At 65.8% G+C, this 18,537-nt stretch carries 25 protein-coding genes; 15 read left to right on the forward strand and 10 right to left on the reverse strand.

The features are described from left to right. Positions 1-16: 16 nt before the first annotated feature. Together ACF1BH_RS21155 and ACF1BH_RS21160 are read right to left on the reverse strand one after the other, a co-directional pair. Positions 17-1,237: an acetyl-CoA C-acetyltransferase gene (locus ACF1BH_RS21155; RefSeq protein WP_391644299.1), complete on the reverse strand. Its 1,221-nt coding sequence runs from the start codon at positions 1,235-1,237 to the stop codon at positions 17-19. A gap of 151 nt (positions 1,238-1,388) precedes the next feature. Then, positions 1,389-2,438: an SGNH/GDSL hydrolase family protein gene (locus ACF1BH_RS21160; protein ID WP_391644301.1), complete on the reverse strand. Its 1,050-nt coding sequence runs from the start codon at positions 2,436-2,438 to the stop codon at positions 1,389-1,391. Positions 2,439-2,638: 200 nt separating this feature from the next. Between ACF1BH_RS21160 and ACF1BH_RS21165 the strand changes: the two genes are divergently transcribed. The 3 genes from ACF1BH_RS21165 (at position 2,639) to ACF1BH_RS21175 (ending at position 5,303) form a co-directional block, all read left to right on the forward strand. Next, positions 2,639-4,042 carry a cystathionine beta-synthase gene (locus ACF1BH_RS21165; RefSeq protein ID WP_391644303.1) on the forward strand — a complete coding sequence of 468 codons (1,404 nt, stop codon included), beginning with the start codon at positions 2,639-2,641 and terminating at the stop codon, positions 4,040-4,042. Between the two features lie 69 nt (positions 4,043-4,111). Continuing rightward, positions 4,112-4,267: a hypothetical protein gene (locus ACF1BH_RS21170; protein ID WP_391644305.1), complete on the forward strand. Its 156-nt coding sequence runs from the start codon at positions 4,112-4,114 to the stop codon at positions 4,265-4,267. 298 nt (positions 4,268-4,565) lie between these two features. Continuing rightward, positions 4,566-5,303, forward strand: coding sequence for a hypothetical protein (locus ACF1BH_RS21175; RefSeq protein ID WP_391644307.1), 738 nt, complete (start codon positions 4,566-4,568; stop codon positions 5,301-5,303). Positions 5,304-5,431: 128 nt separating this feature from the next. On the opposite strand, the gene ACF1BH_RS21180 is transcribed toward ACF1BH_RS21175, so the two are convergent. The 8 genes from ACF1BH_RS21180 to ACF1BH_RS21215 form a co-directional block, all read right to left on the reverse strand. Beyond that, complete coding sequence (locus ACF1BH_RS21180) at positions 5,432-6,289, reverse strand: hypothetical protein (RefSeq protein ID WP_391644309.1); 858 nt, start codon at positions 6,287-6,289, stop codon at positions 5,432-5,434. Then, a complete protein-coding gene (locus ACF1BH_RS21185) occupies positions 6,273-7,163 on the reverse strand; it encodes an aldo/keto reductase (RefSeq protein ID WP_391644311.1) in 891 nt (296 codons plus the stop codon). The genes ACF1BH_RS21180 and ACF1BH_RS21185 overlap by 17 nt, the downstream gene beginning before the upstream one ends. After that, positions 7,160-8,347 (reverse strand): cupin domain-containing protein, encoded by a 1,188-nt coding sequence (locus tag ACF1BH_RS21190; RefSeq protein ID WP_391644313.1) that lies wholly within the window; start codon positions 8,345-8,347, stop codon positions 7,160-7,162. The genes ACF1BH_RS21185 and ACF1BH_RS21190 overlap by 4 nt, the downstream gene beginning before the upstream one ends. An 11-nt stretch (positions 8,348-8,358) precedes the next feature. After that, positions 8,359-8,496 carry a hypothetical protein gene (locus tag ACF1BH_RS21195; protein ID WP_391644315.1) on the reverse strand — a complete coding sequence of 46 codons (138 nt, stop codon included), beginning with the start codon at positions 8,494-8,496 and terminating at the stop codon, positions 8,359-8,361. Positions 8,497-8,842: 346 nt separating this feature from the next. Continuing rightward, positions 8,843-9,208, reverse strand: coding sequence for a hypothetical protein (locus ACF1BH_RS21200; RefSeq protein WP_391644317.1), 366 nt, complete (start codon positions 9,206-9,208; stop codon positions 8,843-8,845). Between the two features lie 93 nt (positions 9,209-9,301). Then, positions 9,302-9,496 carry a hypothetical protein gene (locus ACF1BH_RS21205; RefSeq protein ID WP_391644319.1) on the reverse strand — a complete coding sequence of 65 codons (195 nt, stop codon included), beginning with the start codon at positions 9,494-9,496 and terminating at the stop codon, positions 9,302-9,304. Between the two features lie 12 nt (positions 9,497-9,508). Continuing rightward, the gene (locus tag ACF1BH_RS21210; protein ID WP_391644321.1) at positions 9,509-10,042 is read right to left on the reverse strand and encodes an NUDIX hydrolase; all 534 of its coding nucleotides are present in this window, start codon (positions 10,040-10,042) and stop codon (positions 9,509-9,511) included. Then, a complete protein-coding gene (locus ACF1BH_RS21215; RefSeq protein WP_391644571.1) occupies positions 10,039-10,413 on the reverse strand; it encodes a DUF6415 family natural product biosynthesis protein in 375 nt (124 codons plus the stop codon). The genes ACF1BH_RS21210 and ACF1BH_RS21215 overlap by 4 nt, the downstream gene beginning before the upstream one ends. A 390-nt stretch (positions 10,414-10,803) precedes the next feature. Between ACF1BH_RS21215 and ACF1BH_RS21220 the strand changes: the two genes are divergently transcribed. From ACF1BH_RS21220 to ACF1BH_RS21275, 12 genes are all read left to right on the forward strand, one after another. Then, positions 10,804-11,661, forward strand: a complete 858-nt coding sequence (locus ACF1BH_RS21220; RefSeq protein WP_391644323.1) for a helix-turn-helix domain-containing protein — start codon at positions 10,804-10,806, stop codon at positions 11,659-11,661. A gap of 3 nt (positions 11,662-11,664) precedes the next feature. After that, a complete protein-coding gene (locus ACF1BH_RS21225) occupies positions 11,665-11,886 on the forward strand; it encodes a DUF397 domain-containing protein (RefSeq protein ID WP_391644325.1) in 222 nt (73 codons plus the stop codon). An 83-nt stretch (positions 11,887-11,969) separates the two neighbouring features. After that, entirely contained in the window at positions 11,970-12,302 is a 333-nt protein-coding gene (locus ACF1BH_RS21230; RefSeq protein WP_391644327.1) for an Lsr2 family protein, read from the forward strand. Between the two features lie 2,021 nt (positions 12,303-14,323). Continuing rightward, positions 14,324-14,986 carry a hypothetical protein gene (locus tag ACF1BH_RS21235; protein WP_391644329.1) on the forward strand — a complete coding sequence of 221 codons (663 nt, stop codon included), beginning with the start codon at positions 14,324-14,326 and terminating at the stop codon, positions 14,984-14,986. Positions 14,987-15,069: 83 nt separating this feature from the next. After that, the gene (locus ACF1BH_RS21240) at positions 15,070-15,300 is read left to right on the forward strand and encodes a hypothetical protein (RefSeq protein ID WP_391644331.1); all 231 of its coding nucleotides are present in this window, start codon (positions 15,070-15,072) and stop codon (positions 15,298-15,300) included. A 233-nt stretch (positions 15,301-15,533) separates the two neighbouring features. Continuing rightward, a complete protein-coding gene (locus ACF1BH_RS21245; RefSeq protein ID WP_391644333.1) occupies positions 15,534-16,091 on the forward strand; it encodes an antirestriction protein ArdA in 558 nt (185 codons plus the stop codon). Positions 16,092-16,195: 104 nt separating this feature from the next. After that, positions 16,196-16,549, forward strand: coding sequence for a hypothetical protein (locus ACF1BH_RS21250; RefSeq protein WP_391644335.1), 354 nt, complete (start codon positions 16,196-16,198; stop codon positions 16,547-16,549). A 118-nt stretch (positions 16,550-16,667) separates the two neighbouring features. Next, entirely contained in the window at positions 16,668-16,904 is a 237-nt protein-coding gene (locus tag ACF1BH_RS21255; protein WP_391644337.1) for a hypothetical protein, read from the forward strand. A 135-nt stretch (positions 16,905-17,039) separates the two neighbouring features. Beyond that, positions 17,040-17,501 carry a hypothetical protein gene (locus tag ACF1BH_RS21260; RefSeq protein WP_391644339.1) on the forward strand — a complete coding sequence of 154 codons (462 nt, stop codon included), beginning with the start codon at positions 17,040-17,042 and terminating at the stop codon, positions 17,499-17,501. Then, positions 17,501-17,884, forward strand: coding sequence for a hypothetical protein (locus ACF1BH_RS21265; RefSeq protein WP_391644341.1), 384 nt, complete (start codon positions 17,501-17,503; stop codon positions 17,882-17,884). The genes ACF1BH_RS21260 and ACF1BH_RS21265 overlap by 1 nt, the downstream gene beginning before the upstream one ends. A gap of 11 nt (positions 17,885-17,895) precedes the next feature. Next, complete coding sequence (locus tag ACF1BH_RS21270) at positions 17,896-18,228, forward strand: hypothetical protein (RefSeq protein WP_391644343.1); 333 nt, start codon at positions 17,896-17,898, stop codon at positions 18,226-18,228. Beyond that, complete coding sequence (locus tag ACF1BH_RS21275; protein ID WP_391644345.1) at positions 18,225-18,449, forward strand: hypothetical protein; 225 nt, start codon at positions 18,225-18,227, stop codon at positions 18,447-18,449. The genes ACF1BH_RS21270 and ACF1BH_RS21275 overlap by 4 nt, the downstream gene beginning before the upstream one ends. The last annotated feature ends 88 nt before the right edge of the window (positions 18,450-18,537 follow it).

Here is an 18,537-nt window from a genome sequence, read left to right on the forward strand (position 1 = left end):
CACCCTCCGCTGCGGCTCAGCTCAGCCGCTCGATGACCATCGCCATGCCTTGGCCGCCGCCCACGCACATCGTCTCCAGGCCGAACTGCTTGTCGTGCCACTGGAGGGAGTTGATCAGGGTGGTGGTGATGCGGGCGCCGGTCATGCCGAAGGGGTGGCCGACGGCGATGGCGCCGCCGTTGACGTTCAGCTTGTCCAGCGGGATGCCCAGGTCCCGGTAGCTCGGGATGACCTGGGCGGCGAACGCCTCGTTGATCTCGACCAGGTCGATGTCGGACATCGACAGACCGGCCCGGCGCAGCGCCTGCTTGCTGGCCTCGACCGGGCCGTAGCCCATGATCTCGGGGGAGAGGCCGGAGACGCCGGTGGAGACGATCCGGGCCAGCGGGGTCAGGCCCAGCTCCCGCGCCTTGGTGTCGGACATGATCACCAGCGCCGCGGCGCCGTCGTTCAGCGGGCAGCAGTTGCCCGCGGTGACCAGCCCGTCCGGGCGGAACACCGGCTTGAGGCCCTGCACCCCCTCCAGCGTGACGCCCGCCCGCGGGCCGTCGTCCCGCGAGACGACCGTGCCGTCCGGCAGCGTCACCGGCGTGATCTCCCGCTCCCAGAACCCGGCTGCGATGGCCTTCTCGGCGAGGTTCTGCGACCGGACGCCGAACTCGTCCATGTCCTGACGGGTGACGCCCTTCAGCCGGGCGAGGTTCTCCGCGGTCTGCCCCATCGCGATGTACGCGTCCGGGACCAGGCCGTCCTCGCGCGGGTCGTGCCAGTCCGCGCCCTCCTGCTCCGCGCGGGCCGCGGTGCGCGCCTCGGCGTCGGCGAAGAGCGGGTTGTGGGTGCCGGGCATCCCGTCCGAGCTGCCGTTCACGGAGCGCGAGACGGTCTCGACGCCCGCCGAGAGGAAGACGTCACCCTCGCCCGCCTTGATCGCGTGCAGCGCCATCCGGGAGGTCTGGAGCGAGGAGGAACAGTAGCGGGTGATCGTGCAGCCCGGCAGGTGGTCCATGCCCATCTGCACGGCGACGATGCGGCCGAGGTTGTGGCCCTGCTCGCCGCCGGGCAGCCCGCAGCCGAGCATCAGGTCGTCGATGTCCTTCGGGTCCAGCTCGGGCACCTTGGCCAGCGCGGCCTCGACGATCTGCGCGGTCAGGTCGTCCGGGCGCAGCTCCTTGAGCGAGCCCTTGAAGGCGCGGCCGATCGGGGAGCGGGCGGCTGAGACGATGACGGCTTCGGGCATCACGGCTCCATGGGGTCGTAACGTGCGACGGCGCGAGACCCAGGGGCCTCGGCGGGCGCGGGCGGGCGGGACTGCCAGGGAAGTTACCGGTACGTACCGCCGAGGTCACGGGGTGCGCGCTGTGATGCGGGACTCTTTTCTAAGCGGACGCTTATGCGGAGGTGGGTCCGGCGCCCACGGCGCCCCCGCCCCGGGCCGCCGGCGGCTGCTCCGCCTCCTCCGGGGCCGGGAGCCGGCGGCGCCTGCGGTGCTTGAGCAGGGCCCAGGGGGCACGGGCCGAGGCGACCTCGGTACCGGCCTCGGACGCGGCCTCCACGGCGGCCTCCTCGACCGGCAGCACGCCCTCGTACCGGGCGGGCTCGGGGTGCTCGCCCTCCGGCCACAGGCCCAGGGACGCGCAGAGCGTCGGCAGCACCGCCATCGCGGCGGTGGCGTACCCCTCCGCCGACGGGTGGTAGTTGTCCGGGCCGAACAGCTCCCGCGGCCGGGCCTCGAACTCCGGGCCCAGCAGATCGCCGAGCGAGACCGTCCGGCCGCCGTTCTCCACCACGCCGATGGTCTGCGCCGCCGCCAGCTGCCGCGACAGCCGCCGGGCCACCCAGCGCAGCGGCTGGTAGACCGGCTCGATGGTGCCCATGTCCGGGCAGGTGCCGACGACGACCTCGCTGCCGGCCGCCCGCAGCCTGCGGACCGCGTCCGACAGCAGCCGTACGGAGCGGGCAGGCGGCATCCGGTGGGTGACGTCGTTCGCGCCGATCATGATCACGCAGACGTCCGGGGCCGGGGCGTCGTCCGCCAGCAGCAGATCGACCTGGCGCTCCAGGTCGTCGGATTGCGCCCCGGGCAGCGCGACGTTGCGGAAGTCGACCGGCCGCTCCGACAGCGCGGCGAGGCCGGAGGCGAGGAGCGCGCCCGGTGTCTCACGGGCCCGGCGCACGCCCTGGCCCGCCGCCGTGGAGTCGCCGAGGAAGGCGAGCCGCAGCGGCGGCCGGTCGGCGCCGTGGCCGAACGCGGCGCCGTAGCGGCCGTCGGCGCACGGCGGGATGTCGCCGGAGCCGCCGACCGTGCGGCGCGCCAGCCGGACCTCGGTCAGCAGCACCCCGGCGGCGGCCACCCCGAGCAGCCCGATCCCGCCGCCGCCGTACGCCGCGGCGGCGGCGATCCGCCGGGCCACCCTCGCCCTGGACAACGTCATCGGCATGGACCGGGCACCTCCCCGTGCAGTGCGTCGGCGCGCCCCGGACCGTACCGGTCGGCGTGCACCGGACATGCGGTGAGAACTCGTACAACAGGTTGTTGCCCCGTCGTGCACCGAACGCAACGCGGCCGCCCCGCAGACGGGCGGGCAATAGGCTGATGTGATGGGCGCTGGACAGCGTGCCCCCGACCGCGGAGACCACCGTGCAGTTTTACGATTCGATGATTGAGCTCGTCGGCAACACCCCGCTCGTGCGGCTCAACAACGTCACCCAAGGGATCCAGGCGACCGTCCTGGCCAAGGTCGAGTACTTCAACCCCGGAGGCTCGGTCAAGGACCGGATCGCGGTGCGGATGATCGAGGCCGCCGAGGAGTCGGGCGCGTTGCAGCCGGGCGGCACCATCGTCGAGCCGACGTCCGGGAACACCGGCGTGGGGCTGGCGATCGTGGCCCAGCAGAAGGGCTACAAGTGCATCTTCGTCTGCCCCGACAAGGTCTCGACGGACAAGATCAACGTGCTGCGCGCGTACGGCGCCGAGGTCGTGGTCTGCCCGACCGCCGTCGACCCGGAGCACCCGGACTCGTACTACAACGTCTCCGACCGGCTGGTCCGGGAGACCCCCGGCGCCTGGAAGCCGGACCAGTACAGCAACCCGAACAACCCGCGCTCGCACTACGAGACGACCGGCCCGGAGCTGTGGGAGCAGACCGGCGGGAAGATCACCCACTTCGTGGCGGGCGTCGGCACCGGCGGCACGATCAGCGGCACCGGCCGCTATCTGAAGGACGCCAGCGACGGCCGGGTGAAGGTCGTCGGCGCCGACCCGGAGGGCTCCGTCTACAGCGGCGGCTCCGGGCGGCCGTACCTGATCGAGGGCGTCGGTGAGGACTTCTGGCCGACCGCGTACGACCGGACCGTCGCCGACGAGATCGTCGCGGTGTCGGACAAGGACGCCTTCCAGATGACCCGGCGGCTGGCCAAGGAGGAGGGCCTGCTGGTCGGCGGCTCCTGCGGGATGGCCGTGGTGGCCGCCCTGGAGGTCGCCTCCCGGCTCGGCCCGGACGACGTGGTGGTCGTCCTGCTGCCGGACAGCGGCCGCGGCTACCTCTCGAAGATCTTCAACGACGAGTGGATGAGCCAACATGGGTTCAGCGATCAAGCTATCGCAGAGCCTACGGCCGGTGACGTGCTGGCGCTGAAGACCGAGGGAATCCCGAACTTCGTGCACGTACACCCCACCGAGACCGTGGGCGATGCGATCCAGATTCTGAGGGAGTACGGGGTATCCCAGATGCCGGTGGTGGCACCGGGAGCGGGGCACCCCGACGTGATGGCCGGGGAGGTGATCGGAGCCGTGGAGGAGCGAGTCCTGCTGCACGCGCTCTACGCCGACCACGCCGGGCCGAACGATTCGCTGGACAAGCACATGAGTGCACCGCTGCCGGTCGTCGGCTCCGGAGAGCCGGTGGAGAAGATGGTGACTGCACTGGAAGGACGGGACGCGGTAGTGATCCTGGTGGACGGCAAGCCCACCGGCATCGCCACCCGACAGGATGTCCTCGCCTTCCTCGCCGACAACGGCAACATGCAGACACTCCCCTTGTAGCTCCTCGGGGTCGGCAGGCCCCTTGGGTGATCGCGTCCACCAACAGTGCGAGAAGGACTGGGAGCCCTGATGGCAGAGATGCTGAAGACGAAGAAGCAGGACAGCCGACCGACGAAGGAGCAGTGGGTGGAAAAGCAGCTCGCACTCCTGCTCCCCTCGATCTCCGAGGACACCTGGTCCGAGGTCTGGGCAGTCATCCAGCCCGAGACCCCCACGAAGCACTGACGCGCATCAACTCAAGAGACAGTCCCCTTGACCAGGGCAAACGCTGAGGCTCCCTCTCAACTGAGGGGGCCTCAAAGCGTATTGGGGCGGGCAAACCCCCCTGAAGATCGCCTACAAGGCATGCTTGGATAAGGAGGAAGCAAATGTTCCGTAGGGGGATCAGGTGCGCTTTCCTGCCATCAAGGCCATACCCGCAGGCGCAGTAATCGGCTACACGATCCTGGCGGCAGCCGTGCCCATCGCCGCCGTGGGGCGCGCGCACGATGAGCACCAGGCCACTCCTAAGGGGCACGGCGGAGTGCAGAGCACCAAGGAACATGTCACAGTCCCCCCGGCACCTCGCGGGGGTGCCGCGACCGAGCAGCAGCGTCCCTTCATCAAGCCCCGGGTGCCAGGCCCGGCGGCTCCGGCTGAGGCAACGCAGCCCTCGCTCCGGGCGCCCCTCTCCGCGCCGGACGACCTTCCCGAAGCCCTACTCGACCCCGCACAGGGCGCCAAGGGCTACCGAGAGCGGGAAGAGAACGAGCGCCCAGCACAGCAGCAGGGGGAAGTCCAGACGAAGGAGCCCCAGCGGGAGGAAGAGGAGAACTGCTCCGGTTGCCGCCCGAGCATCGTCCGGGAAACGCTGGATGAGCTGCTTCCTGGTGTGGCGCAGTACATTCCGGACTGGGCCACCCCCATCATCTACGAGGTCGAGAAGCGCACTACCCCCGGCACCAGGATGAAGGTGTTCATGAACGACGGCGGGGGGCTCGTAATCAACGCCTACGTTGACTGCTCGGAGAAGGGGCCCAAGCCCTCTACGCCCTCCGAGGGGAACGTCGAGCAGAGCAGCGTGTACGTGGACGTGGCAGTGGAGGACCCATCACACGCCTCCAAATCTGACCCGGCGACGGTCGAGGTGACGAGCACGGACCTCGCGAACGGGGAGGCAGCCACAGTCACGGGCGCGGTCACCCAGCCTCACAAGGCGGAGCACGTCGCCTCCAAGACGATGACCAGGTCCATGAAGCTGCTAGGTGAGCCAAGCAGCTAGGCCAGAAGCATTGAGAAGACAGCCCCACCTGCACCGACGCAGTTGGGGCTGTTTCATTCATTCATGGATCTGCCCGCCCCTTAGCAAGGGCGATCGAGGGACTTGTCTTTCAACGTGCTGCTGTCTTTCTAGCTGGGCAAGGTGGCAGCGTTGCTCTGGAGGAGCTGGGCAACAAGATCTCGAATTGGTCGTTCGAGCTGGAGATTGGCTCCCCGGCCGAATCCTTGGATGAACTCGGAGGCAGCGTAGAGCTGCGAGAACCGCCCGGCCGGCGAGTCCAGCATGTTGCCGAACCGATCGCGCACCTGTCGCGCGACAGTGGGGGCTGCCAAGCTCGACACGTACAGGACTGCTACGTCGTATCCTTCGGGGGCGGTGCCCCAGCGTTCCCAGTCGAGGATTTCCAGTTCGGGGCCGGCGAGGTTGGACCACTGGATGTCTCCGTGGACCGTGGCCCAGCTCGGCGGCTCCGTTGGAGCGTCGGGGCCGAGGAACTTCGGCATGGCCCAGGTGGGGCGATCAGGGCGTACTGCGAAACGCGACGTAGGCACGCGGGAGATCGCAGAGAGAGCGCTGGAGAGCTGATCCCACCAGCGATCCGGCAGATCGAGATCTTCGGGCGGGAGTGCCGTCGAAGAGAGGGGCCGGCCGCGCAGGCGGGTGTGCAGGTCCGCGTAGTACGCGTACGCCCCTTCTTCCCACCGGTGCATGCCGAGGTAGCGCGGCCTCGGGACCTTGGGCGGGATGTGCAGGGCGGCGGCTTCGGGGCCTTCCCATGAGGCCGGAGTCGCCTTCTCTCGGGGGGAGTCGGCGACGCGGATCCAGCGGGAGTGGCCCTCGTAGGTGACGGGGGCGGACAGGGAACGTCCGCCCCACCCCCACGTCTCCGCGTCGGCTTCCTCCAGCTTGCAGCTGAAGGTGTCGACGGCGTACTCAAGGGCCGCGCGCATGCGTGCGGCGGTCTGGTCGTCAGGGAGAGAAGGCACGTGCGATTTCCTTCAAGTGCTCGTCGGGCAAGGGGTCTTCGGTCGCCTTCGCGGCGTCTGCCCAGTGTCTCGGAGAAGAGGCGGAGAGAAGTACGCGCGTCACTCCGGGCGCCGAGGCGACGAGGCCGAGTGCGACGCGTAGGGGCGACGCGCCGGGCGCCAGTTCTTCCGCGACGGACGCCGGGATGATGTCAAGCAGCTCCCCGCCGTGCAGCGGCGCAGAGGCGAAAACATCGAGACCATGCGCCTGGGCGTCCATCAGGGGACCGTACCCGCGGATGGCGTCCGCGAGGGGAGCGAGGTGGATGACGGACAAGGGGAGCTGGATCGCCTTAAGACGGGAACCGCCTCCCTGGCCGACCTCCTTTGCTATGCCGGCGATGCGTTCCACGGGAAGGCGGCCGTCGTGTACGGCATCCCACGTGGCGACGCCGTACCCCTTGGTGAGGCCGCGATCGACGCACTCCTCCAGAGCGGCCACCGCCTCGTACAGACGGGACTCCAGCTCCTTGATGTCGTGGAGCCCGTGCTCAGGGTTGTGGACGAAGGTGATGTCGGGCATGCGCCCCAGTTCGCGGCGGCTCCGTTCGGCCTGCCAGAGGATCGCTCGCTGGGTCAGGCAGTGACTGACCTGCGCATGGGGGAGCGCGTCTTCCTCGAATGCCCGCTCTGCCTGGGAGGGGGTGAAGAACCCCACCTTCGTGGAGACCGACATAGGGCATGTGGCCAGGGCGGGTTTGAGCTGCTGTTCGGCTTTGCCGTGGAGGTAGACGGGGGCCGTATCGACCCAGTCCACGTCGTGAAAGACGGCGCTCTTCACTGCTTCCGGGAGGTTGCGCACCCGGTAAGTGCCGAGTCCAAGGGTTGCACTCATCGAGCCTCCTCGACAGCGACGATCTGCCCCTTTACCAACTCGTATACCAGTGCGGCGACTTGCTCGATGCTGAGTCCGGATTCGGATGCGAGGTCCCCCAGCCTGTGATCCTGCCTGTCGGCCAGGGTCCGCAGGACCGGGTGAGCGGCGGCGGCGAAGGTGAATGACTCATCGCCAGCGGTGAGGGTGGTGGTGCCGTCGTCGGAGTGGTGGAGCCGGTGACGCGTGGTGAGGAGGCGGGCGTTCAGCTCCGGATCGGCGGGTAAGCCATCAACGAACGGGAGGCTGGGACGGTAGCGCACCCGCTCACGCCCGTCTCGAAGAGCGAAGAACTGGTCGATGACGTCCGGGTTGCTCAGCTCGTCGGAGAGGAGGGCGCGCAGCAGCTCTGCCGTTTCTGTCTTCTCCTCGTCGGTGCCGAACCGAGGCAGGTCCGCCCTCACGATGTCGTGCTTGCGCAGAATCTCGGACAGCCACACGATGAGGTCGGCGCCCGTGGACACACTGAGACCACACGTGAGGTGGAGCGAGCGCTCCCCTTCCGATGCGGATACGGCGTGCCACCAGCCGCGCGGGAGATACAGCACATCTCCCGGCGTGAGGACGAAGTCCGCGATCGGCTCCTCGGGCGGCTCCTCGGGCTCCTCCATGTCCAGGTGCATGGGGGCGGCCCTCGTCGAACCGTAGAGCCTCCAGCGCTTCGAACCGTCGATCTGGACTACGACAACATCGTGGTCGTCCCAGTGAGTCCCGAAGCCCTCGACGGCCGTCCAGGAGGCATACAGATTGACCTGGACCTTGGCCCGGAGTGTGGACTCCAGCTCCTCGGCCAGGTGCTGGACACCGGGAACCAGCTCATCGACGGCATCGATGACCAGCGTGGCGCCCTTGGCGAGTTGTTCGTGCAGGGCGGCCGGGTGGATGCGGTGGCTGACGGTACGCCGCTTGCCCACCTCGGGGACGCTGTAGGCGTCAAGGGGAATGACCGCTCCGTTGGTGGAGAGTCGCAGACGGGGCGGGGTAATGCGGTGCCGGGCGAGGACGTCGTTCACGTCGGCCCAGGTGAGGATCCCAGCGACAGAAGCGGCGTCACCGCGAGAGAGGCGGAAGTCACGGCGGCCGAACGCCTCGGCGAGGAAGTCCTCGCCGAGGCGCGCGACGACCGCAGATGAGGATGCGGTCATGTCAGATCCCGTCAGTCGTTGCCGTCGGACTTGCCAGCGGTGAGGTCGGACGGGACGTGCAGCCGGGCCCTCGCCGCGGTGACCTTCGCGCGGGCCACCAGGAGATCACTGGAGCCGGTGGTGGGCTGGGTCGAGGTCGTCTGTTCCATGTGGAGCGTCCTCTCTTCCGGGTCGGCCCCGTGGGATTCCATGGGACCGTCGTGCACCCGCCCGACCGATGTCCGTCGGACGGGAGTCTTTGGAGCCCGCCCCGGCCGGCTCGACCTGTCCATTTAATCGGGAGCGACCGGGGCGGGGGTGGAACCCCGCCTCCGAGGCGATAACTAGTCCGTGCGGGAGCTGAATTCGGACAGCTACTTGCGACGGAGGCGGGAGCAAGGGCCGTCCCGGCCGGTGTCCGGCCAAGGGCCGACCGGGACGGCGTGCAGGCCACTGAGGAGGGAGGCGGCCCGCCGGCCCGCCGCGTCTCGGGGGTGGCGCGGCGGGAGCATGAGGTCAGGACGGGTGCAGGGGTGGGCACTTTCCGGGGTGTCCGTCGAAGAGGGGGCACGGTTCGTCGTCGAGGGCGGTGCACCAGGGGAGCAGGACCAGTAGGAGGGTCGGCCCCCGCCACAGGGTCCAAGCGCCTCTTCCGGTGGCGCCGAGGTCGGCCAGGAGGGAAATGTGCTGGTCGGCGGCGTGCTCCGGATGAAGCAGGCAGGAGACGTCGGAGGACTCGGCGCCGCCTTCGCTGTTGAGGATGTCCCGGACGGTCTGGGCCATCGCCGGGGGTACGTCGGGGATGCGTCCGCATCGCGTGTCGTCGGAGATCCCGTGGTCTACGAGGGCGGTTGCTACCCGCTGTAGGAGCGAGGTCTTCACGGCGCCTTCTTGTCGAGGTTGGGCCCCCTGCGGTGCGAGACGCAGGTGGGGCAGGCAGACGAGGAGGGGAGAGGCACGCATGGGCCCGTGGGGCTAGGCGGCGGGGCGCCAGGCGTTCAACCCGGCGGCCTCGGCGGAGGTGGCGGTGCGGCAGGAGCCGGCCACCGCGCTCCAGGGCTTGCCGGAGGAGCGGGCCAGGACGAGGCATTCGCCGTGTATGGCCGTGACCCGGCCGACGCGGGTGGTCCGCTCGTCCAAGACGATGTCGCCTACAGCGTGCTTGAGCATGGGGTCTCCGGTTCAGGTCGTGGCGGCGGTGACGTACGGGCGTATACGTGCGGCGATGGGGTCGGCGACCTCGCCGAGGGGGATCCACCGCGCCAGGCCGTTGTCCAGGGCGGTGGAGGACACCGAGCTGGTGTGGGTGACGAAGAGGTAGCGGAAGCCGACGCGAAGCCGCTGGGGGCACGGGGTCACGTCGATGATCACTGGGCCTTCCACGCCCGGCAGTGCCCACGCCTTCCGCACCCCGCCGTACTCCCGCAACACCCCGTACGCCGTGTCCCGCAGGCTGAGGTCACCGGGCTCGGGGGCTCCTTCGCTGAACGCCCATGAGTCGCCGTTGCGCAGTACGAGTACGTGTCCGTCCTCGTTGAGCAGCAGCCCACCGGAGTAGATCTCCGGGCACCGCTCCCCGTGCGGACAAAGCCCGCGCCGCGCGTGGTCACTCAGCGCGTCGTACAACGGCATCAGCTGGCCCTGTTCTCCAGGGTATTTATGGAGATAGTCGGTCATCGCGCGGGTGACAGCGCTCGCCTCGGTCGCCTGGATCATCGGCCGAACCACTCGCTGATTGCGTCAGGGACTGTCTCCGTGTGGTGGAGCAGCGAGCGGCACACGCGGGCTAGCGCCCGCAGGTGAACCCACGTGCCGAACGCGCCCGCACCGGGACCCTTCGACAGGGCGTCCCAGTTGCGCAGTGCGATTGCGGCGGAGTCGGAGCGGGCGTCGGGGCCCTTTGCGCGGAGGGCTGCGGCGAGGGCCGCGCCGTGCGTGGTGATGAGCGCGGTGACCGTCGCGACGTCCTCGGGGGTGGGCATTTGCCGATGTGAGAGGAGAGCGCGTTCACAGGCAGCCGACACCGCGTCGCGGGTGTCTGCGTCCAAGGGGGCCGCAGGTAGCGGGTCTGCAACGTGGCTCAACATGTTCACCTCTCATCCCTGAGGCGCCTGAACTGCGCTTCTACCGCGGCCTTCAGATCGTCGGCCCGCTTACCGAGGTCGTCTCCAGGAGGCGGCGCCGGCGCTTCCTGACCCGAAGGACTGTCAGCGGGTGGCGGCGAATCACTGCTCTGCGTCACGAGTGTTCTTCCCTCCACGAGGTCGAGCCGCTTCCCGTATCGGGGCCGGAGCAAGCTCGTTGACAGAGACAACTCCCTGCTGCCAGCCGGGCGTTGCCCTCACGGTAGCTACCATGGCGCACGAGCAACGTTTCTAGCAACAACCGGCATCAAGAAACGTTGCTTGCACTGAAACTGGCATATGCCAAACCTGGGCCCGCGATACGCTGCGGCCCCCAGAGGAGGAGTACGCGCGATGGCAGAGGCACGACCGAACGTCCACCGCCGCAGGCTGGGCTCCGCGCTCCGGTCGCTGCGGGTCGCAGCCGGACTCAGCGGCGAGGAGGCTGCGGCGCAGCTCGGGCTCGCGGGCAAGGCGGCACTGTCGAAGATCGAGAACGGCCGCCAGCGGGTTACCGGGCTTGGGCTCGTCGCGTTTCTCAGCGTCTACAAGGTTGATGACGAGTTCACGAAGGCCAAGATCAAAAGCCTGGCAACCCTCGCGGCTTCCGGCAAGCGCACCAACCTGCTGGATGAGTACCGCGGCGCCATCACCACCGACTTCGAGGAGTACCTGAACCTTGAGGGCCTTGCCGCACAGGCAGAGAGCTACCTCACTATCGTTCCTGGCCTGCTCCAGACGCCGGCCTACGCGACGGCGATCGTGGCCGCGGGGCAGGGCTGGTCGTCATCTCGCGAGGTCGAGCGGTTCGTTGCGCTGAGGATGGCCAGACAAGCGGCGCTCAGACGGGATGAGCCGATCCGGCTGGCGTGCATCCTGGACGAATCTGCGCTCCGGCGTCAGATCGGTGGAGTCGACGACATGCGTGGCCAGCTCCAGCACCTGCTGGACGCAACGGAGAAGTACCCGCACGTCACAGTGCAGGTACTGCCGTTCGCGCGCGGGGCCCACGCGGGCATCGACAACCCCTTTCAGGTCCTACACTTCCCGTCAGGGCCGCCCGTCGTGGTGGTGGACACGATGACAACCTCCCTCTACCTGGAGGAAGATGGGGACATCGAGCGGTACGAGACCGCGCTGGACCACCTTCGCGCCCAGGCCCTCGACAGCGAGGCATCGCGCCGCTTCATCCACGAAATAATCCAGGACTGAACCATGAATAAGCAGGTCGATCTCACCAACGCCACGTGGGCAAAGAGCCATCTGTCCAATGGCACTAACAACTGCCTTGAGGTCGCGTTCGTTGATGGGGTCGTGGCGCTGCGCGACTCCAAGGACGTCGGCGACCCTGATGCGCAGGTCCTGATCGTTTCCCGCACGGATTACGAACTTTTCACCAAGAGCATCCAGGCCGGGCAGTCGACTCTCCTGGCCTGAGTTACTTGCTCTTCAAAAGGCGCCCACCTTTCGGTGAAAGGTGGGCGTTTTATTTTTCATCCTAGCCCCCGTATCATCCGGGCATGGCAAAAAAAGTAATCACTGTCATCACCGATGACCTCACAGGTGAAGAGTCCTCTGAGGCGGCTACGCACATCATCGCGCTGGACGGCGTGACGTACGAGATCGACCTTGGGCCGGACTCCTACGACCAACTACTGGACGCCATCGGCCCGTTCCTCAAGGCCGGCCGTCGCACCCGCGCTGCGGGCAAGGCCCGAGTAACAAAGCCCGCCGCCGGCCAGGAGGACACTGCGAAGATCCGCGCCTGGGCCAAGGAGAACGGCCACGACGTAAACGACCGGGGCCGAGTCTCCGCCAGCATTCGCGAGGCTTACGCGAAGGCGACCTCCTGACTTCCTGAATCACCAGTCCCGCCGGCTTAGCCCCCTCGTTCTCTTGATGAGGGGGCTTTATGCGTCTCAGGGCCCCTATATAGGGACCTGCCCACAAATAACGTAGGCGAAATTAACCCTGAAACATGACGGGGAGCCCAGGAAGAGTGGCACAGGTCACCCATTAATTCATTCATTCAATCGCTTCCGGCTGCCGGAGGCCGCAGGGCTCGCAAGAGGAGGGGCAGGAAGGCCCCGAGGAGGCCCTTTTGGGGTCGCAAGAGGGTTCTGGGCGAAAAGAGGCCGGCAGGACGCCTGTGAGGCACCTAGAGGCTTACCCTCATGGGAAAGTTCAATACCCGTACACGGTTGAAGGAAGGCACCCCCGGTGGTCCCTGTCATAAGGAATGAAGACATTACCCCCGGGTGCATGTGACATAACGCACGGGTACCCGATGAATGAATCAATACGTTCACATGGGTACATGCGGCACCGAACGGGATATGTGGCACACATTCGACCGAATGCCCCCTAGCGGGGTGCGTCGGTGAATTCATTCACCCATGCGCCCATGAAGTAAGCGGGGGACACGAAGGGGGTCGATATTGGGGAACCGACACAGAGACGCACCCCTATTGCAGGGTCAGAGCTGCCCGCCTAGCCGTCGCCCCAGGGGGCGGAATGGATGGCCACCTAGTGGCCCTTCCTGGCCTCTCTGGACTGCCTTAGGGCGGGCCTGCCTGTTGCTGGCTGGATTGCCGCAAAGGGTGCTTATTGTCATGTTCATTTGTGTTACGACTAGCAAGCTTTGAGGTCACGGAGAAATCACGAACGGCCTTATTTGATAACGGACGTATAACGGAATATGTAGCTATTCGTGTCTGCCTGACTACAGAATGTTCATAAGGTAGGGCGATTGGCCCGAATAAGCCCGTTTCTAGAGACGACCCAGCCGCCTTTCCCTATGGATACGCACCCCAAATCTCGTGAATCGCGAACTTGCTAGTCGGAACTTGCTAGTCGTAATGTTCTCAACGTCAACACCGACCGCCCCGAACGGAGCGGCCCGAGTACCGCCCTCCAAGAGGGGATGAGGAAAGGGCGCGCAGATCCGAGGGGGTCAGGACGGAGTGACCGGGAGTGAGAACACCTCCCCAAACCACTAAGTGAATGACCGGCCCCACTGGCAGCGGGGCGCAGACCGGCACAGCACAACAGGAACTGGAACAGGTCCTTTCGTAAGACCCGCGCCAAACGGGTTGGAGGAAACCATCTAGGGACATCACATAGCGCACGCCAGGAGGTCAAGTTAATGCCTCGGGGTGGAAAAGCGACGCCTGGGGAACACCAGGAATCGGGTACCTAGTACGGCCCTACGTGAGAGTGCGTGATATCCGGACGCGGCTAGTCGTAAGACTCCCGCATGACCGCCCGGCATGGATAGGTCACAGCTTTACCTACTTGCTTACGTGAGGCACGGCGCGCGGTGTGCGTCCGGCCCGGTACCGGTCCAGGCGACTGATACTCGCTTGCCCAAATGACGGGACCTTAAGCGCGCGGTATCCCCGCGCCTCGCATTGGCCAGTAGGAAGGAATATCGCAAATGACCTGTGAGGTCTGTGAAATGTGGAGCATCAGGAGGGCGGCAGAGTATGAGGGGCCGTGGTCTGATACTGGCAAGATTCACGGTCGCTGCCGCTCCTGCATGGTCGGTGTGCTGACCTCGGCCGGGTTCGCCCCTATCAAAGCCCAATCCTGGGCACAGCCATGCCCTAAAACTTGCTAGTCGGAAGTGATGTTGATGATAGTCACCGAAGTTTCCCGTGCGTACGTAGCCCGAGTGGTCATTTCCGTCGCCGGACCCGCCCTGATGTTTCTCGCATTGGGGATTGGATGTACTTATGCGCTTATGAAGGGGCGCGTAGAGCGCGTCGAAATCTCTAGTTATAACGACGGATTCCGTGATGGCGCATGTGCTGATGGCGCCGATGGATTCGGGCATCCCTGTAAGTAATCACCCTGTCTTCTTGGAGGTAGCTAAATGTCCGGAGCACGCACCCGCAGAATCGCCCGTATTCGCGAGGCAATTCCTTTCACGGAAGAGCTGGAGGAATTCACGAAGCAGGCGCACGAAGGCGCCTCATTTCACACCGACCGGGACCGGTTCACCCGCCTCTGGTATGCAACCCCGATCATGCACACAAGAGATTCGGGACCCCTCGAAGAGTCGAATTGGGTCATCGTGGCCAATGATCTGATGGAGCGACATCCCGAGGGAATGGAGGTGAATTCCTTCGGGCACTGGGGATTCGGTACTTATGAGCGGCTTTATGTGCGCCGTGATGACGCTATGGCAATCCTTGCCGTGCAGAAATGGGTGGCTCAACTCGCGGATTATGGGATTGCCGACGAAGCGCACTACTCCGAACTGGAATGGGAATCCAATCACCAGATCGAGACCCAGTGCTGGTCCACGGATCCGGAATGCCCGTGCGAAGCCAACACGCACCTTTGCGTGGGCGTACTCTCCGCTGGCATCGCTTCGGGGGACATCTCAAGTAGCGCGGACGAGTGGTATTGCGAATTCTGCTGTGAATGGAACGACCTGGACGACGAATGGCGGCAGCGTGCTCGTAACTGGGACTACCAGCGTGAATGTGCAGAACTTGAAGCGGCCGGTCAGCTAACCATCTCCTCTGTGTGACCCGGCTTAGTGGTGCGCGGGATTCCCCGCGTGCCTCTATGCCTGGCCACCCCTATGGAGCCAGACATCAGAAAGGAAAGCGCATGTCTCCGTTCAGCCGTGCCGTCATTATCACCCAGACCATGCGTACGCAGTGCCTTTGCGGGCATGGCGTGGAACTCGACTTCGTGTGTGACGAGTCAATAGCGGCTGCGCTCAACCTCACGGACAAGCCCACCGAATCCGTGGCGCGGGCCGCACTCGCCGTCTGGGAGGCCACGCACGAGTGCCCACCCACCGTTGACGACCTCATGAGCCTTTTGAACCTGGACTAATGAGGAGCCCCGCATGTACGTCGCACACATCGGCCCCGGTTGGCGCAGGCGATTCCACACCTACGAAGAAGCCGTGAACTACGCGGATTCTTACGGCCTTCCGCCCGCATTCGTAGAACTCAACCTACGAAAGCGTCCCTACTAATCCCGCCCCGTGCGTGAGATTGGCCCCCGCCCCCGACGGCCGGGGGCCTTTCTCTTGCCCGGAATCTCACCCCGACCAAGGAGAGAATATGCCGCTCATCTACGTTGCCAGCCTTCCCGACTACAACGCTGGAGAACTGCACGGCGTATGGATAGATGCCGCGCAGGGCGCTGACGACATCATGGACGAAGTGCAAGCCATGCTTGCCAATTCCCCCACGGCCAAGGAAGAAGGTTGCGAGGCTGAAGAGTGGGCCATCCATGACTACGACGACTTCGGCTCGATTGAGTTGCACGAATACGACAGCTTCGACCGAGTCAGCAAAGTTGCCGAGCTGCTGAATGAATTCCCCTCGTGCATCGTCGCGCACTTCCTCACCGAATACAGCCACTTCGAAATGGAAGAGGTCGCGGAGAAGATCCAGGAAAGCTACATCGGGGAGTACGAAGAGCACTTCACCGCAGAGGGCGCGGTAGCGGAATACTTCTGGGACATAGTGGGCGAAGACTCTGAACTTCCCGAGCACTACCGCCCGTACATCGGAGACATTGCACAAGGAATGGCGCGTGATGCGCTCCTGTCCGGCGAAATCGCCACCGTCTACGAGGGGTGCGGGACATGGCACCTCATCAACCCCAACGTGTGATCCACTGACCCGCTTTGTCCAAGGCCCGGAAGAACAGTTTTCCGGGCCTTTCGCATGGCCTGTCAGCAGTCAAACATAAACCGCTTACCAATAAGGGGAACCCCATGAGCGACCTTTACTCGGACGGCGCGGCCGAAGCGAACAAGACCCGCGCGGCCTGGTCCCTCCACGCCCTCGAAGCCTTCGGGACGCAGACCGGACAGACGTACTTCGACGGTTCCACGGACGTCGGTGATGACGTGCTGCTGGAGGTCGCCGGGGACCTGCTGGCGGACCTCTTCCACCTGGCCCGGCTCAACGGCGTAGAGCCTGCGCAACTGATCGAGCGGGGCATGACGCACTTCTGCGACGACGTCCAGGAGGAGATCGAGGAGGAATTGCAGTCGGAGGAGAAGGCCGTAGCCGATTTCAACGCGCACTTCGCCGAACTGGAGGACTTCCTGAAGGCCCACTCCTGACCACCGAACCCCACCCCGTCACGACGAAAGGCACCACATGTTCACCCTTCCTCGAATCCTCCGCCGGACCCGCAAGGCGGTCTGCGGCACCCCGACGCGGCACCCCCGGTGCCAGTGCGTGAAGCCCTACACCATCGTCTGCGACTGGGACTCGGACTGGTGGGAGCCCGAGGCGGACGACGTCCGCTGCACCGACGAGCCCCAGGTCTTCCATGTCTGGGCCAAGAACGCCTGCGACGCCTCTGACGAAGCTGACCAGCTCGCGGGCGAGCGGTTCACCGAAATGCAGGTGCTCTACCTCTCCTCGGTCGCCGTGATGCACGGTCACGCGCAGCTGGTTCGCGACGGCGAGTGACCCGCCTCCCTGACCCCTGGCCCCAAGCAGGCCGGGGGTGGGGGTGGCCGGTCACCCGACCGTGCCTGACGAGAAGGGACACCATCTGATGGCGGTATACCGACCCGGAGAAGAGAACGTTCGGGAGCTGATCCCGTGCTGATGCCCGAGCGAATGTGCTGCGTGTGCTTCACATCCCTGAACCCTCGCCTGGACCTCAACACGGGGGCCATGTCGTACATCCACCCGCACCGATCCGAACCGTGGGACCACCAGCCCGATCCGGTACCCATTGACGAGCGGCTGATCCCCATTTGCGACTTGTGCGCGCAGCCCGGCGGGGCGGTCACCTTCCACACACGAAGGACGGTCGTTATCGACGAAGGCCCCGGCGGCGATCTGCGGGACATGGGTGACTACTGGTCGGCCTGCACGCGTTGTGCGGTGCACATCAGGAAGCGGTCATTGCACCTGTTGCTGAACCGCGCGGTCCTGGTGTGGCCCGAGCCCCTGAATCGGCCGGGCAGGGAGAACCTGCGTCGCAATCTCAAAGCCTTCCACTTCAAGTTCTTTGCGGCTGATCCGCAGGAGTTGAGCACCGACAAGGGGAACGACTGATGCCGCAGGTGTGGCTTTCCGCGGTGAAGCCGCAAAGCAGGTACGAGCACCGGCCGCTGTTCACCTACACCTATACGGACGGACGCGGCGGGCCCCGGTTGGGCTCGTTCGTCGAGTGGTCCGGTGGCGTCGCCGGAATGGCGATGTACACCCAGCCCGGTTCCGCTCTGGGTGAGGCCAAGTACCACCGCAGCGAATCACGGCGGGATGCCGAGTGGTGGCTCCGTCGGATGCACGAGGAACAGGATCCCGTGAACAACCAGGACCGTGATCCGGGCGTGTCCGCTGAGGTGATGGACGACATCGACGCCCACGGGCGCGAAGGATTTCGCGCTTGCTGCCTCGAAGCCATCGAACCGACGAATGCAGAGGATCCCAAGTGAAGGAGCCAACGGTGAATCGGATGCTGCTGGTTGAGGCCCTGAGAGTTGCCGTGCCGCTCTGCATGATGGAGCTGGACTCTCGGGATTCCGGGGAGCTGACGCGGATAGCGCAGGCATCGGGAACTCATCTCGGTTCCCACGGAGACCGGTTGCTGTTCCGCTCGCAGAAAAAGGGCGAGACCGCCGAAGCGTTCAACAGGCTCGCGCAAGGGCTGGCGGCTGCTGCCTTGCTCGCTCCGGACGGAATCGGGTTCGCTGACCTCCACTGGTGCCCAGAAGCCGCCTGCCCCGGCCCCGATGTAGGACATCCTGGATCACGAAAGAACGAGGAAGACGAGCAGTGAGCAAGACTTACACCTACGACGAGATCTCCCACGCGGTCAACGAGGGCGCGGATCTCGTCCACGGCGAACTCAGCCTGGACGACCGCGATTACGACCTCATCGGACTGATCGTGAACTCCGCGATGGCCGCGCTCGACCGACCGGGCATCGGCCTGGACGAGGTGATCGAGGAGAACTACGACGACGGCCCCGAAGACGTTCGAGGCTGGTGGGACTGGTAACAGTCCCCACACAACCGAATAGCAGGAAGCCGAGCGGCCACCACCGGTGAGCCGCCTTTTTCATGCGCGCCTTTGCCATGAGTGCTCA

The sequence above is a fragment of the Streptomyces sp. NPDC014733 genome (assembly GCF_043083385.1).
Classification (GTDB): Bacteria; Actinomycetota; Actinomycetes; order Streptomycetales; family Streptomycetaceae; genus Streptomyces.